Source organism: Pseudomonas sp. LBUM1661, from assembly GCF_059695925.1.
Genome location: NZ_CP166794.1, coordinates 3933053 through 3950626 on the forward strand (window position 1 = coordinate 3933053; position 17574 = coordinate 3950626).

Consider the following 17574-nt stretch of genomic DNA (forward strand, 5'->3'; position numbering starts at 1 on the left):
GAACGATTGACGGCGCCTGACCGATTGAGCGCTATTGGCTCCCGATTAACCGGTTCCCAATCAATACACTAGTGCAGAGATTTTTTCTTTTTAAACGCATGCAACAGTGCGTCAGCCGCCACGATCGCGTCATACACCAAGTCAGGCGTCACCGTAAAAGGCATGTTGTGAATCGTGTCGTTTTTGTCGCATGCCAGTTCGGCGACCTTTCTCCACTCCGTTTCCTTAAAGCTTTTGAGCCCTAAATCCTCAAGCGTCAACGGGAGACCGACGGCGATCGCAATATCAACAACCTCTTCAATCTCCTCCATCGGTGCGGCCTCCATCACTAATTGAGTGAACAAGCCGAAAACCACCTTTTCACCATGCTGTGCTCCGTGTAGATCATGCACTATGGTCATTCCGTTATGGATCGCATGCGCCGCAGCACAACCACCAGATTCAGCTCCGACAGCTGACATATAAATGGTGGCTTCAATGGCGTTCTCCAATGCTGCAGTGATGACTTTCTTCTCCACCGCAAAAGCCGCCTGCGCTGAATACTTCTTGATGGTTGCATAGCACGTTTGGGCAATAGCAAAACCGATCAACGTAGGCTTGAGCATTTTTCCGTCATTGCCCAGGATCAGGTTGTCGCGTTGCGCAGCAAAGCACGCTCTCGCCTCAAAATAAGTTGCCAGACCATCACCCACACCGGCCGCAAAAAACCTGGGCGGTTGTTCCGCCAAAATGCGCGTATCCGCTAAAACAACGTCCGGATTCTTTGATAAAAACAGGTAGCGATTAAACGTATCGTCGTCATTGTAAATCACTGAAATCGCGGTACAGGGCGCATCCGTCGAAGCCAATGTGGGCAGAATCAATACTGGTTTTTCCAGGAAATGTGCTGCTGCCTTGGCGGTATCCAATGTTTTTCCGCCACCAATACCGACAATATAGTCAGCCTCACGCGCGGCTTGGACATGCTTGTTGATTTCGCTGTCGGAACACTGCCCACCGAACACGGCCAACTCAGCACGCTGTTCATGCTTGAATCCTGGCATCGCTTTTTCATGAACCCGGCCCACAATAAATTGATCGCAGATCAGATAGGCATTGGCCCCATAGGCTTTACCATGCATCGATAAATCAACCAGTGCATCAGCCTGAACCAGAAACTTGGCCGGCGATGCAATGCCTTTAGTAATAGTCATCTCAATCCCTCACGTCGCATGCGCGAAAACGCTCAACACGCATAAACTTGAACGTTCTCCAGCGCTGATGACGAATCAGTTAAATACCATCCCGCCATCAATAATGACCGCCTGACCTGTCATGTAGTCAGAGTCAGGACCGGACAAGAACGAAACGCAGGCTGCCACATCCTCAGGCTGGGAAAGCCGCTTCAAGGTGATGTGTTGTGCAAATTGTTCCATCCCCCATTCAATAGTCTGGTTGGCATTGTCCGCCACATCCTGGGCAACCTTGCGCATCATGGGAGTGTTCACAATGCCTGGGCAATATGCGTTCACCGTAATACCGAGATGGGCCAACTCACGGGCCGCTGTTTGCGTAATGCCTCGCACTGCGAACTTGGTCCCCCCATAAACAGCCAGGTCGGGATTGCCGATATGACCTGCCTGAGAGGAAGCACTGATGATTTTCCCGCCATGCCCCAACGCTTTAAACGCCTTTACCGCGGCCTGTATGCCCCAGAGAACACCACCTACGTTGATATCGAACGTTCTCCTGTAGATCTCTGGCGTAATCGCTTCAATGGGAGCAATAGGCGCGATACCCGCATTATTAATGACCACATGTAGATCACCCAAGCCATCCACCGCTGCCTGCACGGCCTTGAAAACATCCTCGCGATCGGCCACATCAACCTTTATGGCCAGAGCTTTACCCCCCTCTTTTTTGATTCTTTCAGCCACCTGACTGGCTGTTTCAATGTTCATATCAGCGCAGGCTACGGCAAAGCCATCTGCCGCCAATCGCAACGCGATGGCCTCACCGATCCCTTGACCTGCACCGGTTACAAAAGCGACTTTTCCTAAAGATTTGCTCATTTCAGTTTTCCTTCTCAATCGTGACGGAGAATTAGATAGCGACTACTGACTGCTCACGTACGTGCCTACGCTCAAAAACTCGCCTGAAGTTTCAGACCGGCAACCCAAGCGTTGTCTACCTCGTAGACACCGCCTGGATTACGCACGTACTGCACGTTCGGGCGTACGGTCAGCCAGTCGGTAACGTGTACGCCGTAGTTGAGTTCGATGTTGTATTCACTGTGCTGCACAGGGACATAGAGCGGGTCGTCGTAGTCGGTGATGCCCGTACTGTCATTGATCAGGCGCTGCCGTTTGGTCACGTCGTCGTTGACCTTCAGGCGCGCGACACCCAGCCCGATGTCATCCTTGGGCCGGGCATCAAAAGGGCCTTTGTAGACCGCACCAATGTTCTGGAAACTCTCGATGCCGCTGGTAGCCTTGTCATGAACGGTCAGGCTGGCAAAGACGCTCAGGCCGCGCGAGGCATCGCCGTGATGAGTGGTCAATTGCTGCTGGCCCATGATCCACGCACCATGCTTGCTGCTGCGTGATTTGGGGGCTTGGCCAGTCAGCGCCTGCGGAGCACCGTTGACATCGTCATACACGTCATTGGCGCTGGCACTGCTGTGGTAGTAACCCAGACGGTATTCACCCGGTAACGCTTCCTTGCCCAATGTTGGCTTCCAGACAACCTCCACCGGCACCAGCGCACCTTTAGTACCACTGCCGCTGAGTTTGAAGCCATTGCCGGTGCTGAGATTCGACGGGTTCTGCTCGTACACCCCGACCTGCAGCGCCCACTGCTCGTTGAGGTTGTAGCGAACGCGCAAGCCCCACTGGCTGACGGGGCCGCTGTACCAGACATCCCCAGCCACGTTGCCGATGGGCGCACTGCAGAACGACAGGCTCTGGAAGTCGCACGGGAAACTGGCAAAGTCTTCATTGACACCCAGGCGACCCAGTTTGAGATCCAGGGCGCTGTCGAAAAACTTCTGGCGATACCACATCTGGGTCAGGCGCCAGGTTTGCCCCCGGCCCCACACTTCCTGCACCGAGCTGAGCTGCGGGGCGCGCGGGTCAGAGATGCGTTCGTTGGAAAGGTTATTGCCATTGCGCTCCGTCACCAGTAGCTGGAACTCGGCGTCGTCCCAGCCCAGCAGCTTCTGCAGGTCCAGGTGTGTGCCGAGCGCCCACTGCGCGGTATAGCGTGCGGTACGATCATGGTTGTAGCCACCGTGGACATTGGTGGCTGCTTCGCCGACGTAACCGACGATCACGTCAACGCCCTGCTCCAGCAGTTCGCTGCGTACCCCTCCCCAATCACCCGTTCCCCATTGCGATGAAGGGTCAGCGGCGGACGCAGGTACGGCGATGCACGACAGGAGCCCAAGCCCCATCGGCAGTTTCCAAGCGATGTTCATGTCGATGTTCCTATTGTTTTTATGTTTTACGACACAGCGTTAACCGGACCGCAGGGCAATGCCCTGACGGCCATGAAGCAAGCTATCAATTGAAAAGTGGACAGTGATGGATCAGCTCAGATGCCGGCCAGACACAGGTATTTGATCTCGAGGTAATCCTCAAGCCCGTACTTGGACCCTTCACGGCCGACACCCGACGCCTTGACCCCACCAAACGGCGCGGCCTCGGAACTGATGATGCCGGTGTTGACCCCGACGATGCCGTACTCCAGAGCCTCCCCCACTCGAAACACGCGACTCAGGTTGGCGGTATAGAAATACGCCGCCAGGCCGAACTCGGTGTCGTTGGCTTTGGCGATGACTTCGGCGTCATCAAAGAAGCGGAACACCGGCGCCAAGGGGCCGAAGGTTTCTTCCTTGGCGACCCGGGCGTTGTCAGGTACATCCACCAGGATGGTGGGTTCGAAGAAATTCTCACCCTGGGCATGCGCGCCACCCCCCTGAACAACCTTGGCGCCCTTGGCCAGCGCATCCTCGATATGCTCGCGCACCTTGGCAACGGCCTTACCGTCGATCAGCGGCCCGAGGGTGACGCCGTCGGTAAAGCCATCGCCCACCTTCAGGGCACCGACCGCCGAAGCCAGTTTGTCGACGAACGCGTCGTACACCTTGTCGTGCACGTAAAGCCGGTTGGCGCACACGCAAGTCTGCCCGGCGTTACGGAATTTTGAGGCCAGCGCGCCGTCCACGGCGGCATCGAGATCGGCATCCTCGAAGACGATAAACGGCGCGTTGCCACCCAGTTCCAGGGAGACCTTTTTGATGTCGTGGGCGCATTTCTCCATGATCTGGCGCCCGATCTCGGTGGACCCGGTAAAGGAAATCTTGCGCACTGCCGGGTTGCTGGTCAGCTCTTCGGCAATCTCCGCCGCTGCGCCCGTGACCACCGACAACACGCCCTTGGGAATGCCCGCCTGCTCAGCCAAATAGACCAATGCCAATGCCGAGAACGGCGTCTGCGAGGCCGGTTTGATCACCATGGTGCAGCCAGCGGCCAAGGCCGGGCCGGCTTTGCGGGTGATCATTGCACTGGGGAAGTTCCAGGGCGTAATAGCGGCACAAACACCCACCGGTTGTTTGATCACCAACAGGCGCTTGTCGGTCGCGCCGGGGATCAGATCCCCGTAGACACGCTTGGCCTCCTCCGCGTACCACTCGATGTACGACGCACCAAAGACAATTTCGCCCAATGCCTCAGGCAAAGGCTTGCCCTGCTCCAGCGTCATGATGTGGGCCAGGTCGTGCTGGTTGTCGATGATCAGCTCGTACCAGCGGCGCAACGCATTGGCCCGGGCCTTGGCAGAAAGCTCACGCCAGGCGGGCAACGCACGCTCGGCGGCTTCGATTGCACGGCGTGTTTCTGCCTTACCCATGCGCGGGACCTGGCCGATGGTCGTCCCGGTCGACGGGTTGACCACGGTGATCGTGGCTTCGTTGTCGGCAGCCAGCCACTCACCGTCGATAAACGCTTGATGACGCATCAGTTGGGGGTTGTTCAACTTCATTGCAGGTTCTCCGTTACGCGGCGCGACTTCGCCCCATCAACACTCACGGCCTTGAATTTGAAGCCCCGGTAGTCGTCGTTCCTGACGGCTGCCAACTGTTCGCTGAACGCGCCCAAGCCACCCATGTAGAAATAAACCTTGTTGCTCTTGCCGGGGATATTGGCGCCGAAGATCCACGAGTCGGTCTTGGCGAACAGCGTCTGGTCGGCAATGTCCTGGCAGGTCTTGCCCCATTCGTGCTCGCTTTGCGCCGACGGCTCCACGCAAGCCAGCTCGTTCTGCTCCATAAAGTCGATCAGCTCGGACACCCACTCCACTTCGGTTTCAATGGTCGGTGGAAGATTGGTAAAGGGACCGTTGGGCCCAAGGATCATGAACATATTGGGAAACTTGGCGGTGGCGACCGACAGGTAGCTCGACGGACCGTCAGCCCAGTGATCCTTCATCGAGACGTTGTCGCGCCCGCGAATATCGATACGCTTGTAGTTGCCGTCCACGGCATCGAAACCGGTGGCGAACACCAGTACATCCAGCTCGTGTTCGACCCCGTCCGCCGTGCGAATGCCCTTGGCGGTGATTTCTTCAATCGGGTTGGCCTTGACGTCCACCAGCGACACATTGGGGCGATTGAAGGTGGCGTAGTAGCCGCTGTCGCACAACGGTCGCTTGGCGTAGAGATCGCGGGGCATCAACTTGCGTGCGGTTTCCGGGTCCTTGACGATTTCAGCGATTTTCTCGCGGACGAAGTTCTGGGCCTCGACGTTGGCTTCTTCGCTGGTGGCAATATCGTTGAAGGTCTGGAACATGTAGCGGAAACCGCCACCTCCTTCCCAGGCGCGCTGGAAGATGGCTTTTCGTTCGGCAGCGTCCACGCTCATGGTGGGGACGTCGCTCTCCGGGAAGCCGAACGCTAGCCGCGAGGAACGCACTTCCTTCCAGATGGCATCATAGTTGCGCTTGATGTCGTCGACGTATTCGCGACTGACCGGGCCGTTGCCCACCGGCACGGTGTACTGCGCTGAACGCTGGAACACCGTGAGGTGGCCGACGGTCGGCGCGATCGCGGTGATGACTTGGCAGCCTGTGGACCCGGTACCTATCACTCCCACCCGCTTGCCTTCGAGCACGGCATCGGCCGGCCAGTTGGCGGTGTGGTACATGTGCCCCTTGAATTGGTCCAAGCCGTTGATCTTCGGAACATTCGTCGCGGACAGCAGGCCCAGCGCAGTCACCAGGTACTTGGCGCTGTATTGATGGCCGTCATCAGCCGTCACCAGCCAGCGGCCGCTCTGCTCGTCGAACACCGCTGCGGTGATGCCGGTTTCCAACTGGATATCACGACGCAAGTCGTGTCGATCTACCGCATGGTTAAGGTAGGACAGAATCTGCGGCTGGGTCAGGTAGCGCGTGGTGATATCCCACTCCTGGCACAGCTCGCGGTCCCAGGAGAAGCAGTAGACGAATGATTCACTGTCGGATAACGCACCGGGATATCGGTTCCAGAACCAAGTGCCGCCAATTCCGCCGGCCTTGTCGAAGGCGCGGACTTTCAAACCCAGTTCATCGCGCAACTTCTTGAGCATGTAAATGCCGCCGAAACCTGCGCCAATCACAATGGCGTCGTAGTTGATAACGTCGGTGCCAACGGAACGTTTGGCCAGAACTGTAGTTGTCATTATGTTCTCCTGTTTCGATCAATGCGCCTGCAGGCACAACTCGCTTCAGTGCGTGATGCAAAGCTGCAGGCAAGCCGTATCCGCCCCCTGAGCCAAGCGTTCAGGGGATGTAATCTTCAACGTGTGCTAGCGGGCCAAGGCAGGCCCATGGGGACAACTAAAGCGAGAAGCCGCCGTCTACAGCGATAGCCTGGCCGGTGACATGGGGGGCGCAGGCCAGGTAAACCGCAAGTTGACCCATGTCTTCCACGGTTTGCGCTTCACCCTGAGGCAGCAGGCTGGACTGATGCCGCTCCCAGGACTGCACTTCGGATTCCCCAGACTGGGCCCAACGCGCGGAAAGCCCCTCGTCACCGCGCCACATGCCTGTGCCGACCACGCCCGGGCAGAGGGCGTTGACAGTGATGCCCTCGCGGGCTACCTCCTTGGCGAAGGCGTTGGTAAAACCGATTACGGCGAACTTGGAGGCGCTGTAGTGGGATAGATCCGGGAAACCGACTTTGCCGGCAATAGAGGCCAGGTTAATGATTCGGCCGAAGTGATGCTCCCGCATCAGCTTGAGTTCAGCCTGACAGCACAGGAAAACGCCGCGCGCGTTGATATTCATGATGCGGTCCCATTCGCTAACCGCAAGCTCATCGACCCGGCCGAGACTCACCACGCCGGCATTATTGACGGCTACGTCAAGACGGCCAAAGGTCTGCCGCACTTGATCGATCATGCTTGCGACACTCTCTGCCTGGCTGACATCTACCTGCAGGGCGACAGCACGACGACCGAGGGCACGCACATTGGCCGCCGCTTCCTCAGCGATATTCAAGTCGTAGTCGGCGAGTACTACGTCAGCGCCCGCCTGGGCCAGGCTCAGCGCAATACCTTGGCCAATACCACGACCGGCGCCGGTGATTAGGGCAACTTTGCCTTCCAGGGAGAAATTGACAGCTTTGAATTGGCTCATGGGGTGCCTCTGTTCATTCTTCTTGTTGAAATACAGCCGTCTCATGCGGCCCGCTGAGACAGACAGAGCAAGTCGAATGCCAAGATCGGAAAACCGGGCTGAGAAGCCCGTAACAGAGAGGTTAAGCGATTAAATGAAGGTATGAGAAAGGCGGCTAATCCAAGACATAATGGCTCTCCTTCCTCACGTCCCCCTGCGAATACTGAGATGTTATGTCTCACCGGGACCGGCTGACCGATTCAGCTTGAAGGGGACAGCCATCGCGCCTTTAATGAGCCTCACAGAAAAATAAGATCCAATCTTCGGAGGTACCATGTCCTCTGGCTTGTCAAAGGTTCATGTCGAGCATGTGAATCGAGTGTTACGCACGGCTGGAAATGCCCCGACCTTACCGGTGCCGAATATCATCCTCGACTCCTGGCGACGCTCGATACAGCACTACAAACTTGACCCTGGGTCAATGCAGGGCCCCAGGGTTCTGGAGGCTCACCAAATCAATGAACACCGCCAGCGTGTCGACGATTTCCTGCACTTGGCCGGTGATGAGATGTCGCGGCTACATGGCCGTGTACGAGACGCCGATTACTGTGTGATGCTCACCGATACGCTGGGTTGCACCGTCGACTATCGGATCGAATCGACCCTGCGCGGCGAGTACCGCCGTTCCGGCATGGACGTCGGCACCTGCTGGTCGGAAAAGGAAGAAGGTACGACCGCTGTCAGCGCGGTGTTGATCGACAAACTGCCGGTCACCGTGCACAAGCATGATCATTTCCGCGCGGCGTTCATTGGCAATACCTGCTCGGCGGCGCCGATATTTTCACCCAACGGCGAGATCCTGGCGGTATTGGACGTCTCTTCAGTGCGCGCACCAGACGACCGACGCAGCCAGCATCTGATCCGGCAGATGGTTATCCAAAGTGCCATCGACCTTGAAAATGCCTACTTCATGTACAGCACCCAAGACCTGTGGGTGTTACGCGCCCATCCCCTGCCCGGCTACGTCGACAGCCAGCCTCAGTGCCTGTTCGCCTGGGACCGTGATGGCCGCATCGAAGCGCTCAACCCCGCCGCGCGACGCCTGCTCTTGCAGCGCTGTGGCCGGATCCCCACACATATCGACGAAGCCTTCGCCTCAGCGCAACTGCCCGCCGCCGGGGATGACAACATCCACTACCTGCCGACGATGGGCCTGCATGTGCGCCTCAAGATGCCCCGCCGGCCCATCAGTGCGCCCGCGGCCAGCACACTGGCGTCAGCCCTCGACCCTAAGGTCGCCCAAGCGCTGGAACTGGCGGTGCGCGTCAAGGATCGCGGGCTGCCTGTGCTGATTCATGGTGAGACCGGCGCCGGCAAGGAGCACTTTGCCCTGCAACTGCACGCTGCCAGTAAACGCCGCGACAAGGCCTTCGTGGCTATCAACTGCGCGGCGATACCCGAGAGCTTGATTGAGAGCGAGCTGTTCGGCTATGCCGCCGGTGCCTTCACCGGCGCCTCCAGTAAAGGCATGCTCGGTCTGTTGCAGCAGGCGGACGGCGGCACCCTGTTCCTGGATGAAATCGGCGACATGCCACTGTCCTTGCAAACGCGCCTGCTGCGGGTGTTAAGCGAGGGTGAGGTAGCGCCATTGGGTGCAGCGCGCGCACAGTCGATCGACATCCAGATCATCTGCGCCAGCCACCGCGATATCGCCACTCTGGTTGAAACCGGGCACTTCCGCGAGGACCTGTTCTTCCGCTTGAGCGGCGCGCGCTTCGATATCCCGCCGCTGCGCGAGCGTAAGGACAAGCTGGCGCTGATCACTAAACTGCTGGAAGAAGAATGCGCACGCTCGGGGGAACGCTTGGAGTTAAGCGAAGCGGCATTGGAAATGCTGCTGAATTACAGCTGGCCCGGCAATATGCGGCAATTGCACCACGTGCTGCGCTACGCCTGTGCTATTTGCAAAAGCCAGGTGATTGGGGTGGAGGATCTACCGGTGACACTGAGCGTGAGTGCACCTGCGAAAGGTTTGAACACTGTCTCTGGGAGTCCAGAACGCCAAGCTTTGATTGATACGCTGGTGCGCAATCGCTGGAAGCCGCTGTTGGCCGCGCAGGAGCTGGGGATTTCGCGTGCAACGCTGTATCGCAAGGTCAACCTGCACGGCATCAAGATGCCGGGCAAAGGCTCATACGACTGAAACTCGCCAGGCGCCGCGTACCGGCGCCTGGTTCATCCTTAAAGGGCTTGCTGAAGGGCTGGCACTGCCTCGAACAAGTCCGCTACCAGACCGTAATCGGCCACCTGGAAGATCGGCGCTTCTTCGTCCTTGTTGATCGCAACGATCACTTTGGAGTCTTTCATGCCGGCCAGGTGCTGGATCGCTCCGGAGATACCGACGGCGATGTACAGCTGTGGAGCAACGATTTTGCCGGTCTGACCGACCTGCATGTCGTTGGGTACAAAACCTGCGTCGACCGCGGCGCGGGAAGCTCCGACGGCAGCGCCCAGCTTGTCAGCCAGGGCGTACAGGTGTTTGAAGTTGTCACCGTTCTGCATGCCGCGGCCGCCGGAAACGACGATTTTGGCAGCGGTCAGTTCCGGACGATCGGACTTGGCCAGTTCTTCGCCGACGAAGCTGGAAGTGCCGGCGTCGTGAGTCGCCGCCACTGCTTCAACAGTAGCAGAACCGCCTTCAGCCGCCACCGGGTCGAAACCGGTAGCACGCACGGTGATGACTTTCACCGAAGCGTTGGACTGAACGGTAGCGATGGCGTTACCGGCATAGATCGGGCGTTTGAAGGTGTCAGCGCTTTCGACCGAGATGATCTCGGAGATCTGATCAACGTCCAGTTGCGCGGCAACGCGCGGTAGGATGTTTTTGCCGTTGGAGGTGGCGGCGGCCAGGATGTGGCTGTAGCCAGCGCCCCCCGCCTCTAAACAAAGAGCAGCGACCAGAGGCGCGACGTTTTCCGGCAACTGATGCGCATAGGCGGCGTTATCGGCCAGCAGTACTTTGCTCACGCCGGCGATTTTCGCAGCGGCTTCAACCACGGCGCCAGCGCCCTGACCGGCAACCAGTACGTGGATATCACCACCGATTTTCGCAGCGGCAGCCAGGGTGTTCAGCGTGGCCGGAGCCAGCACTTTGTTGTCATGTTCTGCGATGACCAAGATAGTCATTATTCGGCTCTCCAATTCAAAGCACCTTCGCTTCGTTTTTCAGTTTCTCGACCAGTTCAGCCACCGACTTGACCTTGATACCCGCGCCGCGTCCAGCCGGCGCTTCGACTTTTACGGTCTTGTTGGTGGAGGCGGTGGAAACGCCCAAAGCGTCCGGAGTCAGCACTTCGAGAGGCTTCTTCTTGGCTTTCATGATGTTTGGCAGGGACGCGTAGCGCGGCTCGTTCAAACGCAGGTCGGTGGTGACGATGGCCGGCAGTTTCAGGGAAACCGTCTGCGCGCCGCCGTCGACTTCGCGAGTCACGGCAACGCTGTCGCCGCTGATCTCGACTTTGGACGCGAACGTGCCCTGACCGTAGCCGCTCAATGCCGCGAGCATCTGGCCAGTCTGGTTGTTGTCGCTGTCGATGGCTTGTTTGCCAAGGATCACCAGCTGAGGCTGTTCCTTGTCGACAACCGCTTTCAACAGCTTGGCAACCGCCAAGGAAGTCAGGTCTTCAGCGGATTCGACGAGGATGGCGCGGTCGGCACCCAGCGCCAGCGCGGTGCGCAGTTGCTCTTGAGCGGTGGACGGGCCGATCGAGACGACGACGATTTCAGTCGTTAGTCCTTTCTCTTTCAGGCGTACGGCTTCTTCCACGGCGATTTCGCAGAACGGGTTCATCGACATCTTGACGTTGGCGAGGTCGACGCCGGAATTGTCCGCCTTGACGCGAACCTTGACGTTGTAGTCGACCACTCGTTTGATAGCTACGAGGACTTTCATGGATAACTCCATTACAAAATAGTGAACCCGGCTCACCCTCGGCGGGCCGGGCAAAGCAGATCAGCGCGCGCCCAACTGCTCAATGACACCGCTGGCCTTCAACTGCGCCAGACGCTCGTCATCCAACCCCAACTGACGTTTGAGCACTTCATCCGTATGCTCGCCGAGCATCGGCGCCGGTCGCAGGTATTCCACCGGCGTGCCGGACAGCTTGATCGGGCTCCCAACGGTCACGAAATCGGCCTTCAGCGGATGGGGAATCGTCACCAGCATATTGCGCGCCTTGACCTGAGGCTCATCCAGCGCCTGTGCGATGCTGTTGATCGCCCCTATCGGCACGCCCCGGGGATGGATACGGTCTATCCACGCCTGCGCACAGCCCTCAAGGAAGTGCCGCGACAAGATCTCGATAATCGCCTCGCGATTGGCAACGCGGTCGGCGTTACGCATGAAGCGCGGGTCTTGAGACAGGTGCACCAGGCCGATGGCTTCACACAGAGCGACGAATTGCGAGTCGTTGCCGCAAGCGATGATGAAGTCCTGGTCGCTGGCGCGAAACACCTGATACGGCACTATGTTGGCGTGGGCATTGCCGTAACGGCCGGGTGGTTTGCCCGAGGCTAGGTAGTTCTGGCTCTGGTTGCACAAGGTGGCGACCTGCACATCCAGCAGCGCCATATCGATGTGCTGACCCACGCCGGTCTTTTCCCGGCTGAGCAACGCCGCCTGGATCGCGACCGTGGAATAAAGCCCGGTCATCAGATCGGAAAACGCCACGCCGACCTTTTGCGGCCCGCCACCGGGCAGGTCATCGCGCTCGCCGGTGATGCTCATCAGCCCGCCGATGCCCTGCACGATAAAGTCGTAGCCCGGCTCAGCAGCGCGTGGCCCGGTCTGCCCAAAGCCGGTGACGGAGCAGTACACCAGTCGCGGGTTCAGTTGCGCCAGCGAGGCGTAATCCAACCCATACTTGGCCAGGGAGCCGGCCTTGTAGTTTTCGATCAGCACATCGCAATCGGTCGCCAACGCACGCACCAGTTCCTGCCCTTCCGGGCTGGCCAGGTTCAGTGCCACCGATAACTTGCCGCGATTGGTCGACTGATAATAAGAGGCCTCGGAGGTCAACTCATCGCTCTGGCCCTTCATCCAGGGCGGGCCCCAACCACGAGTGTCATCGCCCGCGCCCGGCCGTTCGACCTTGATCACTTCGGCGCCCAGGTCGGCCAGTGTTTGCCCGCACCAGGGGCCGGCAAGCACACGGCTCAAGTCGAGCACGCGGTATCCAGTCAAAGCACCCATGTCATTTCACCTTTGCTTGAGCGTTTACACACGCTCGATAACCATCGCCAGCCCTTGGCCGACACCGATACACAGACTGACCACGGCGTAACGTTTGCCGCATTCCCGCAACGCTCGTGCGGTGCTCAGCGCCAAGCGAGCACCCGAGGCACCCAGCGGGTGGCCGACCGCGATCGCTCCGCCGTTGGGGTTGACCCGAGGGTCGTCCAACGCCAGGCCAAGCCCCTTGAGGCAGCCCAGTACCTGGCTGGCAAACGCTTCGTTGATTTCGATGATATCCATGTCTGCCAGCGTCAGCCCGGCGCGGGCCAGGGCCTTGTTGATCGCCTCCACCGGGCCGACACCCATGATGCGCGGAGCCACACCCGCAGCGGCACTCGACAGGATACGCACCATAGGCACCAACCCGTGGCGCTCACCCGCAGCAGCCGTACCGATCAGCAGTGCTGCGGCCCCATCGTTGACACCTGACGCATTGCCGGCGGTGACCACGCCCCCTTCGTGCAAGGGGCGCAGACGAGTAAGTGCGGCAAGGTCAGATTGCGGGCGCGGGTGTTCGTCTTGCTCCACCAGATGGGGCGGCGTCCTGCGGCCGGTGGGCACGCTGACGCCGAGCAGTTCGTCGTTGAAGAAACCACGTGTGCGCGCGGCTTCGTAATTGGCTTGGGAGCGTGCGGCGAACACATCGGCCTGGGCCCGCTCGATGCCGTACTCCTGGGCCACGTTGTCGCCGGTCTGAGGCATGCTGTCATTGCCGAACTCGGCAACAATCCTGGGGTTGGGAAAGCGTGCGCCGATGGTGCTGTCATACATCGTAAAGTCGCGGCTGTAGGCCGTTTCGGCTTTGGCCATGACGAAGGGCGCGCGCGACATGCTCTCCACTCCGCCGGCAACAAACAGTTCACCTTCCTTACAGGTCACCGCGCGTGCGGCATCGATCACCGCGGCCAGCCCGCTGGCACACAACCGATTGACCGTCTGCCCCGGAACCGTCACCGGCAAACCGGCGAGCAGTGCGGCGTGGCGCGCGATATTGCGGCTGTCTTCGCCGGCCTGATTGGTATTGCCGAGAATCACATCCTCAATGGCGTCACCAGGGATGGCATGTCGCGCAAGCAGTTCTCGAATCACATGAGCAGCAAGATCATCGGGTCGAACGGGTGCGAGTGCACCGCCGTGGCGACCGAAAGGAGTACGTAATCCTGCAAAGATGTAGGCGTCGAGCATGGAAGTATCCTAAGGATAGAAAGGTCAGGTTAGTGTCGGTTCGGCGTGGCGCAGCGATAGGCCGATGGTCGCGCGTCGACGCAGCCAAGGGCCCGGCCGGTAACGCGGATCCCCCGTCAATTCGGTCATGCGCTCCAGGATGGTCAGCAAGCGTTTGGTGCCGACACTGTCGCCCCAGGCCAACGGCCCCTGCGGATAACCCAGCCCCCGGCGCACTCCCTCATCTAGGTCTGCGACGCTGGCGATGCGCTGTTGAACGATATCGCCGGCCAGGTTGACGATCATTGCCAGCACGCGTTGGGCGACGAAGCCGACGCTGTCGTTAATAACGCTGACACCTACGCCGTCGCGAGCAAGCAATGCATGCGCGGCATTGCGCATGTCGACTCGGGTTGCCGGGTTCAGCATCAGCGTGCGGTAGCGAGTGCAGTCGAGAAGCGGGTCGATGCAGACCGTGCGCGCCGGGTCGGTGGCAAAGCGTTCCGAGGCACTGGTCGCATCCAGACCATAGGGCGCCAGCAAGCAGAGCGCTTCGCTGGACGGCGTGGCGCCCTGCTCTACCTGCGCGCCGAGCTGATTCAGCAAAGCAGTCAGGCTGACATGATCGGCCTCGTTCTCGGTACCCAGCCAAACCGGAGGTTGAGTCTCCACTACCGGTACTGTCTGCGCCTGGGGCGCATCGACCATTTGACCGTTGGCGTATCTGTAAAAGCCTCGCCCGACCTTGCGACCGACATACCCGGCCTCAAGCATCTGCCGAGTCAACGCTGCCGGACGATATCGTGGCTCTTGGTAAAACTGGTTGTAGATCGACTCGATTACCGGGTGCGAGACATCCAGGGCTGTCAGGTCGAACAACTCCAGCGGCCCCATGCGAAAACCCAGGCCTTCGCGCAGGATGCGGTCGATTTCGGCGGGCTCAGTCACGCCTTCCTTGAGAATTTGCAGGGCTTCGGTGCTGTAGGCACGTCCCGCATGGTTAATGATGAAACCTGGCGTGTCCTTGGCCCGAATACCACGATGGCCCATGCGCGCCGCCAACGCCTGCAAGCGATCACCCACTTGCGGATCACTGGCGAGGCCATCGATGACTTCAACGACTTTCATCAGTGGCACCGGGTTGAAGAAGTGGAAACCCGCGACACGTTCAGGACGCCGACATTCCCGGGCGATGCTGGTCACAGACAGCGACGAGGTATTGGTTGCCAGAATGCAATCATCACCGACGACGGCTTCAAGCTGTGCGAGCAAAGCCTGCTTGGCATCGAGGCGCTCAACAATCGCTTCGACGACCAGGTCGACGTCCTTGAGCTCGGTCAGAGCGGTCGCTACCTGCAGGCGATCGCGTGTGGCCTGTGCGTCTGCGGCGAGGACCTTGCCCTTGCTCACCAGCTTGTCCAGCGTCTGTTCAAGGTTATCGAGAGCGGCTTGGGCGGCGCCTTCGCGGTTATCAAACAGCAGAACCTGAATACCGGCCTGGGCTGCAATCTGGGCAATGCCGGTGCCCATGATGCCAGCCCCCACCACCGCCATATGGTTGATCTCGCGTGTCATGAATCACTCTCCCGAAAAGGTGGCTTTGCGTTTTTCAAGGAAGGCACTGGCACCCTCTTTCTGATCCCTGGAATCGAACAGCAGCTGAAACGCCTTGCGCTCCAACGCCAGCGCGCTGTCCAGAGGCAAGTCGGCACCGAGCAACATGACTTCCTTAATCTGCGCTACGGCCAACGGTGGTAAGGCGGCTATTTCAGAAGCCAGCTCAAGGGCTCGCGGCACTGTGCGCTCGTCACTCACCACCTCGCTGACCATGCCCATTGCCAGCGCTTCGGGGGCCGGGACCAGACAGCCCGTCAGTGCGATACGCATCGCCTGGAACTTGCCGACGGCGCGAATCAGGCGCTGGGTGCCACCGGCTCCCGGCATCAGGCCAAGCTTGACCTCTGGCTGACCGAAGCGTGCCGATTGCCCTGCAACGATGATGTCGCAGTGCATCGCCAATTCGCAGCCGCCTCCCAGGGCAAAACCATTGACCGCGGCGATCACAGGTTTAGGGCAACGTGCGATGGCCTCCCACAAGTACTCTGTGTGGCGGCGATACATTTCGATAGGGCTGGCCTCGGCGAACTCACGGATGTCGGCACCGGCGACAAAGCACTGTTCACCACCGGTGAGGACGATCGCGCGCACCTGCTCATTGCCGGCCAGAGAGCGAAAGATTGCTGCCAGCTGTTCGCGCACTGCGCTGTTGAGCGCGTTCCTGGTCTCGGGCCGCTGAATGTGTACGACCGCGACGGCATCATCGCGAATGTGCAGATCCACTACAGCGTTGAGTCGGGAGTCCATAGCCACCTCTTGTTTTATGTTTCGCTATACGAAACTGAATACCGTAATTCATATCAATCATAGATACGCTTCTAAAATTCTGTAAACAGGAAAACCAATAAATCTGTTTTAACCCTTTATTTACAGTGATTTAGGCATAACCAAGAAACAGGTTGGTTTTTTGTGAAGCACCTAATACAATTTCGTCAGGCGAAACTGTATTTTATTTTCTTGCATTTCTCGAAAGCGAGGTTCTACCATGGGTCGCAACAAGGCAGATCACCAGGCCGTGGACAAGTCAAAGGGAGCGGATGAAATCGGCTTGCTGAAGATGGGCATGCTCGACCCCGCCAGCGCGCTGAGCGAAGACGAAAGCAGTGGCCAGTTCGTAACAGCGTTGGCACGCGGGCTTGAGCTGATGAGGTGTTTCACGCCACGCGACAACGTGCTCGGCAATCAGGACCTGGCGCGAATGACCGGGCTGCCCAAACCGACCGTGACGCGTCTGACCAATACGTTGATGCGGCTGGGCTGCCTCAAACGTGAAGTGCATTCAGGCAAGTATCAGCTGGACGTCGGTGTGTTGGGTTTCGGTTACGCGATGTTGTCGAATCTGGCGATTCGCACGGTGGCTCATCCCTTGATGGAGGAGTTGGCCAATCACGCTCAAGCGGCCGTCGCCATGGCCGCCCGCGATCGACTTCAGATGGTGTACCTGGATGTGGTTCAGGGTCAGGGCAACATGACCATGCGCCGGCAAATCGGCAGCTACTTGCCATTGGCACAGAGTTCGGTGGGTCGGGCGTGCCTTGCTGCGATGCCGGAAACCGAGCGGGAATTTTTACTCGACCACATTCGCCAGCGCGAATCGGAGCAGTGGCCAACCATCCGCAAGGGCCTGGACAAAGCGTTCAGGGATTTCGCCGATTACGGCTTCTGCCTGTCGATTGGTGAGTGGCACCGCGACGTCAACTCCGTTGCAGTGCCATTGCTACACCCGCAGTACGGGTTACTGACCTTCAACTGCGGTGGACCGAGCTTTCAGCTACCCCGTGAACAGCTCGTGGACGATATCGGGCCTCGCCTGATCAACATGGTCAATAACATTGGCGCCGCTGCTCGCTGACGCAACGGAGTAACGG

14 protein-coding genes are annotated in these 17574 nt (G+C 59.0%); 2 read left to right on the forward strand and 12 right to left on the reverse strand.

Annotation, left to right across the window (positions count from 1 at the left end; all coding sequences use genetic code 11):
- Positions 1-68: 68 nt before the first annotated feature.
- The 6 genes from ACA057_RS17945 to ACA057_RS17970 form a co-directional block, all read right to left on the reverse strand.
- Entirely contained in the window at positions 69-1193 is a 1125-nt protein-coding gene (locus ACA057_RS17945) for a glycerol dehydrogenase (RefSeq protein ID WP_497340955.1), read from the reverse strand.
- 75 nt (positions 1194-1268) lie between these two features.
- Entirely contained in the window at positions 1269-2051 is a 783-nt protein-coding gene (locus ACA057_RS17950) for a (S)-acetoin forming diacetyl reductase (RefSeq protein ID WP_497340957.1), read from the reverse strand.
- 71 nt (positions 2052-2122) lie between these two features.
- Positions 2123-3454, reverse strand: a complete 1332-nt coding sequence (locus ACA057_RS17955) for a carbohydrate porin (protein ID WP_497340959.1) — start codon at positions 3452-3454, stop codon at positions 2123-2125.
- Between the two features lie 116 nt (positions 3455-3570).
- Positions 3571-5019: an NADP-dependent succinate-semialdehyde dehydrogenase gene (gene gabD, locus ACA057_RS17960; RefSeq protein ID WP_497340961.1), complete on the reverse strand. Its 1449-nt coding sequence runs from the start codon at positions 5017-5019 to the stop codon at positions 3571-3573.
- Positions 5016-6695: a flavin-containing monooxygenase gene (locus ACA057_RS17965; protein WP_497340963.1), complete on the reverse strand. Its 1680-nt coding sequence runs from the start codon at positions 6693-6695 to the stop codon at positions 5016-5018. The genes gabD and ACA057_RS17965 overlap by 4 nt, the downstream gene beginning before the upstream one ends.
- A gap of 157 nt (positions 6696-6852) precedes the next feature.
- Positions 6853-7653 carry an SDR family NAD(P)-dependent oxidoreductase gene (locus tag ACA057_RS17970; protein ID WP_497340965.1) on the reverse strand — a complete coding sequence of 267 codons (801 nt, stop codon included), beginning with the start codon at positions 7651-7653 and terminating at the stop codon, positions 6853-6855.
- Positions 7654-7966: 313 nt separating this feature from the next.
- Between ACA057_RS17970 and ACA057_RS17975 the strand changes: the two genes are divergently transcribed.
- Positions 7967-9835, forward strand: coding sequence for a sigma-54-dependent Fis family transcriptional regulator (locus ACA057_RS17975; protein WP_497340967.1), 1869 nt, complete (start codon positions 7967-7969; stop codon positions 9833-9835).
- Positions 9836-9873: 38 nt separating this feature from the next.
- Here ACA057_RS17975 and ACA057_RS17980 read toward each other — a convergent pair whose 3' ends face one another.
- The 6 genes from ACA057_RS17980 to ACA057_RS18005 are packed head-to-tail and all read right to left on the reverse strand — an operon-like array spanning position 9874 to position 16453.
- Positions 9874-10818, reverse strand: coding sequence for an electron transfer flavoprotein subunit alpha/FixB family protein (locus tag ACA057_RS17980; protein ID WP_497340969.1), 945 nt, complete (start codon positions 10816-10818; stop codon positions 9874-9876).
- 16 nt (positions 10819-10834) lie between these two features.
- Entirely contained in the window at positions 10835-11584 is a 750-nt protein-coding gene (locus tag ACA057_RS17985; protein ID WP_497340971.1) for an electron transfer flavoprotein subunit beta/FixA family protein, read from the reverse strand.
- 60 nt (positions 11585-11644) lie between these two features.
- Positions 11645-12883, reverse strand: coding sequence for a CaiB/BaiF CoA transferase family protein (locus tag ACA057_RS17990; protein ID WP_497340973.1), 1239 nt, complete (start codon positions 12881-12883; stop codon positions 11645-11647).
- Between the two features lie 24 nt (positions 12884-12907).
- On the reverse strand, positions 12908-14110 hold the full coding sequence (locus ACA057_RS17995) for a 3-oxoadipyl-CoA thiolase (RefSeq protein WP_497340975.1): 1203 nt from the start codon (positions 14108-14110) through the stop codon (positions 12908-12910).
- Between the two features lie 24 nt (positions 14111-14134).
- Positions 14135-15664, reverse strand: coding sequence for a 3-hydroxyacyl-CoA dehydrogenase (locus tag ACA057_RS18000; protein WP_497340977.1), 1530 nt, complete (start codon positions 15662-15664; stop codon positions 14135-14137).
- A 3-nt stretch (positions 15665-15667) separates the two neighbouring features.
- Positions 15668-16453: an enoyl-CoA hydratase gene (locus ACA057_RS18005; RefSeq protein ID WP_497340979.1), complete on the reverse strand. Its 786-nt coding sequence runs from the start codon at positions 16451-16453 to the stop codon at positions 15668-15670.
- Positions 16454-16691: 238 nt separating this feature from the next.
- Between ACA057_RS18005 and ACA057_RS18010 the strand changes: the two genes are divergently transcribed.
- Positions 16692-17558, forward strand: coding sequence for an IclR family transcriptional regulator (locus tag ACA057_RS18010; protein WP_497340981.1), 867 nt, complete (start codon positions 16692-16694; stop codon positions 17556-17558).
- The last annotated feature ends 16 nt before the right edge of the window (positions 17559-17574 follow it).

What these genes read in the sequence shown, in the direction of transcription:
- ACA057_RS17945 (WP_497340955.1), bottom strand. Translation starts at nt 1,193, where the DNA reads ATGACTATTACTAAAGGCATTGCATCGCCGGCCAAGTTTCTGGTTCAG.
- ACA057_RS17950 (WP_497340957.1), bottom strand. Translation starts at nt 2,051, where the DNA reads ATGAGCAAATCTTTAGGAAAAGTCGCTTTTGTAACCGGTGCAGGTCAA.
- ACA057_RS17955 (WP_497340959.1), bottom strand. Translation starts at nt 3,454, where the DNA reads ATGAACATCGCTTGGAAACTGCCGATGGGGCTTGGGCTCCTGTCGTGC.
- gabD (WP_497340961.1), bottom strand. Translation starts at nt 5,019, where the DNA reads ATGAAGTTGAACAACCCCCAACTGATGCGTCATCAAGCGTTTATCGAC.
- ACA057_RS17965 (WP_497340963.1), bottom strand. Translation starts at nt 6,695, where the DNA reads ATGACAACTACAGTTCTGGCCAAACGTTCCGTTGGCACCGACGTTATC.
- ACA057_RS17970 (WP_497340965.1), bottom strand. Translation starts at nt 7,653, where the DNA reads ATGAGCCAATTCAAAGCTGTCAATTTCTCCCTGGAAGGCAAAGTTGCC.
- ACA057_RS17975 (WP_497340967.1), top strand. Translation starts at nt 7,967, where the DNA reads ATGTCCTCTGGCTTGTCAAAGGTTCATGTCGAGCATGTGAATCGAGTG.
- ACA057_RS17980 (WP_497340969.1), bottom strand. Translation starts at nt 10,818, where the DNA reads ATGACTATCTTGGTCATCGCAGAACATGACAACAAAGTGCTGGCTCCG.
- ACA057_RS17985 (WP_497340971.1), bottom strand. Translation starts at nt 11,584, where the DNA reads ATGAAAGTCCTCGTAGCTATCAAACGAGTGGTCGACTACAACGTCAAG.
- ACA057_RS17990 (WP_497340973.1), bottom strand. Translation starts at nt 12,883, where the DNA reads ATGGGTGCTTTGACTGGATACCGCGTGCTCGACTTGAGCCGTGTGCTT.
- ACA057_RS17995 (WP_497340975.1), bottom strand. Translation starts at nt 14,110, where the DNA reads ATGCTCGACGCCTACATCTTTGCAGGATTACGTACTCCTTTCGGTCGC.
- ACA057_RS18000 (WP_497340977.1), bottom strand. Translation starts at nt 15,664, where the DNA reads ATGACACGCGAGATCAACCATATGGCGGTGGTGGGGGCTGGCATCATG.
- ACA057_RS18005 (WP_497340979.1), bottom strand. Translation starts at nt 16,453, where the DNA reads ATGGACTCCCGACTCAACGCTGTAGTGGATCTGCACATTCGCGATGAT.
- ACA057_RS18010 (WP_497340981.1), top strand. Translation starts at nt 16,692, where the DNA reads ATGGGTCGCAACAAGGCAGATCACCAGGCCGTGGACAAGTCAAAGGGA.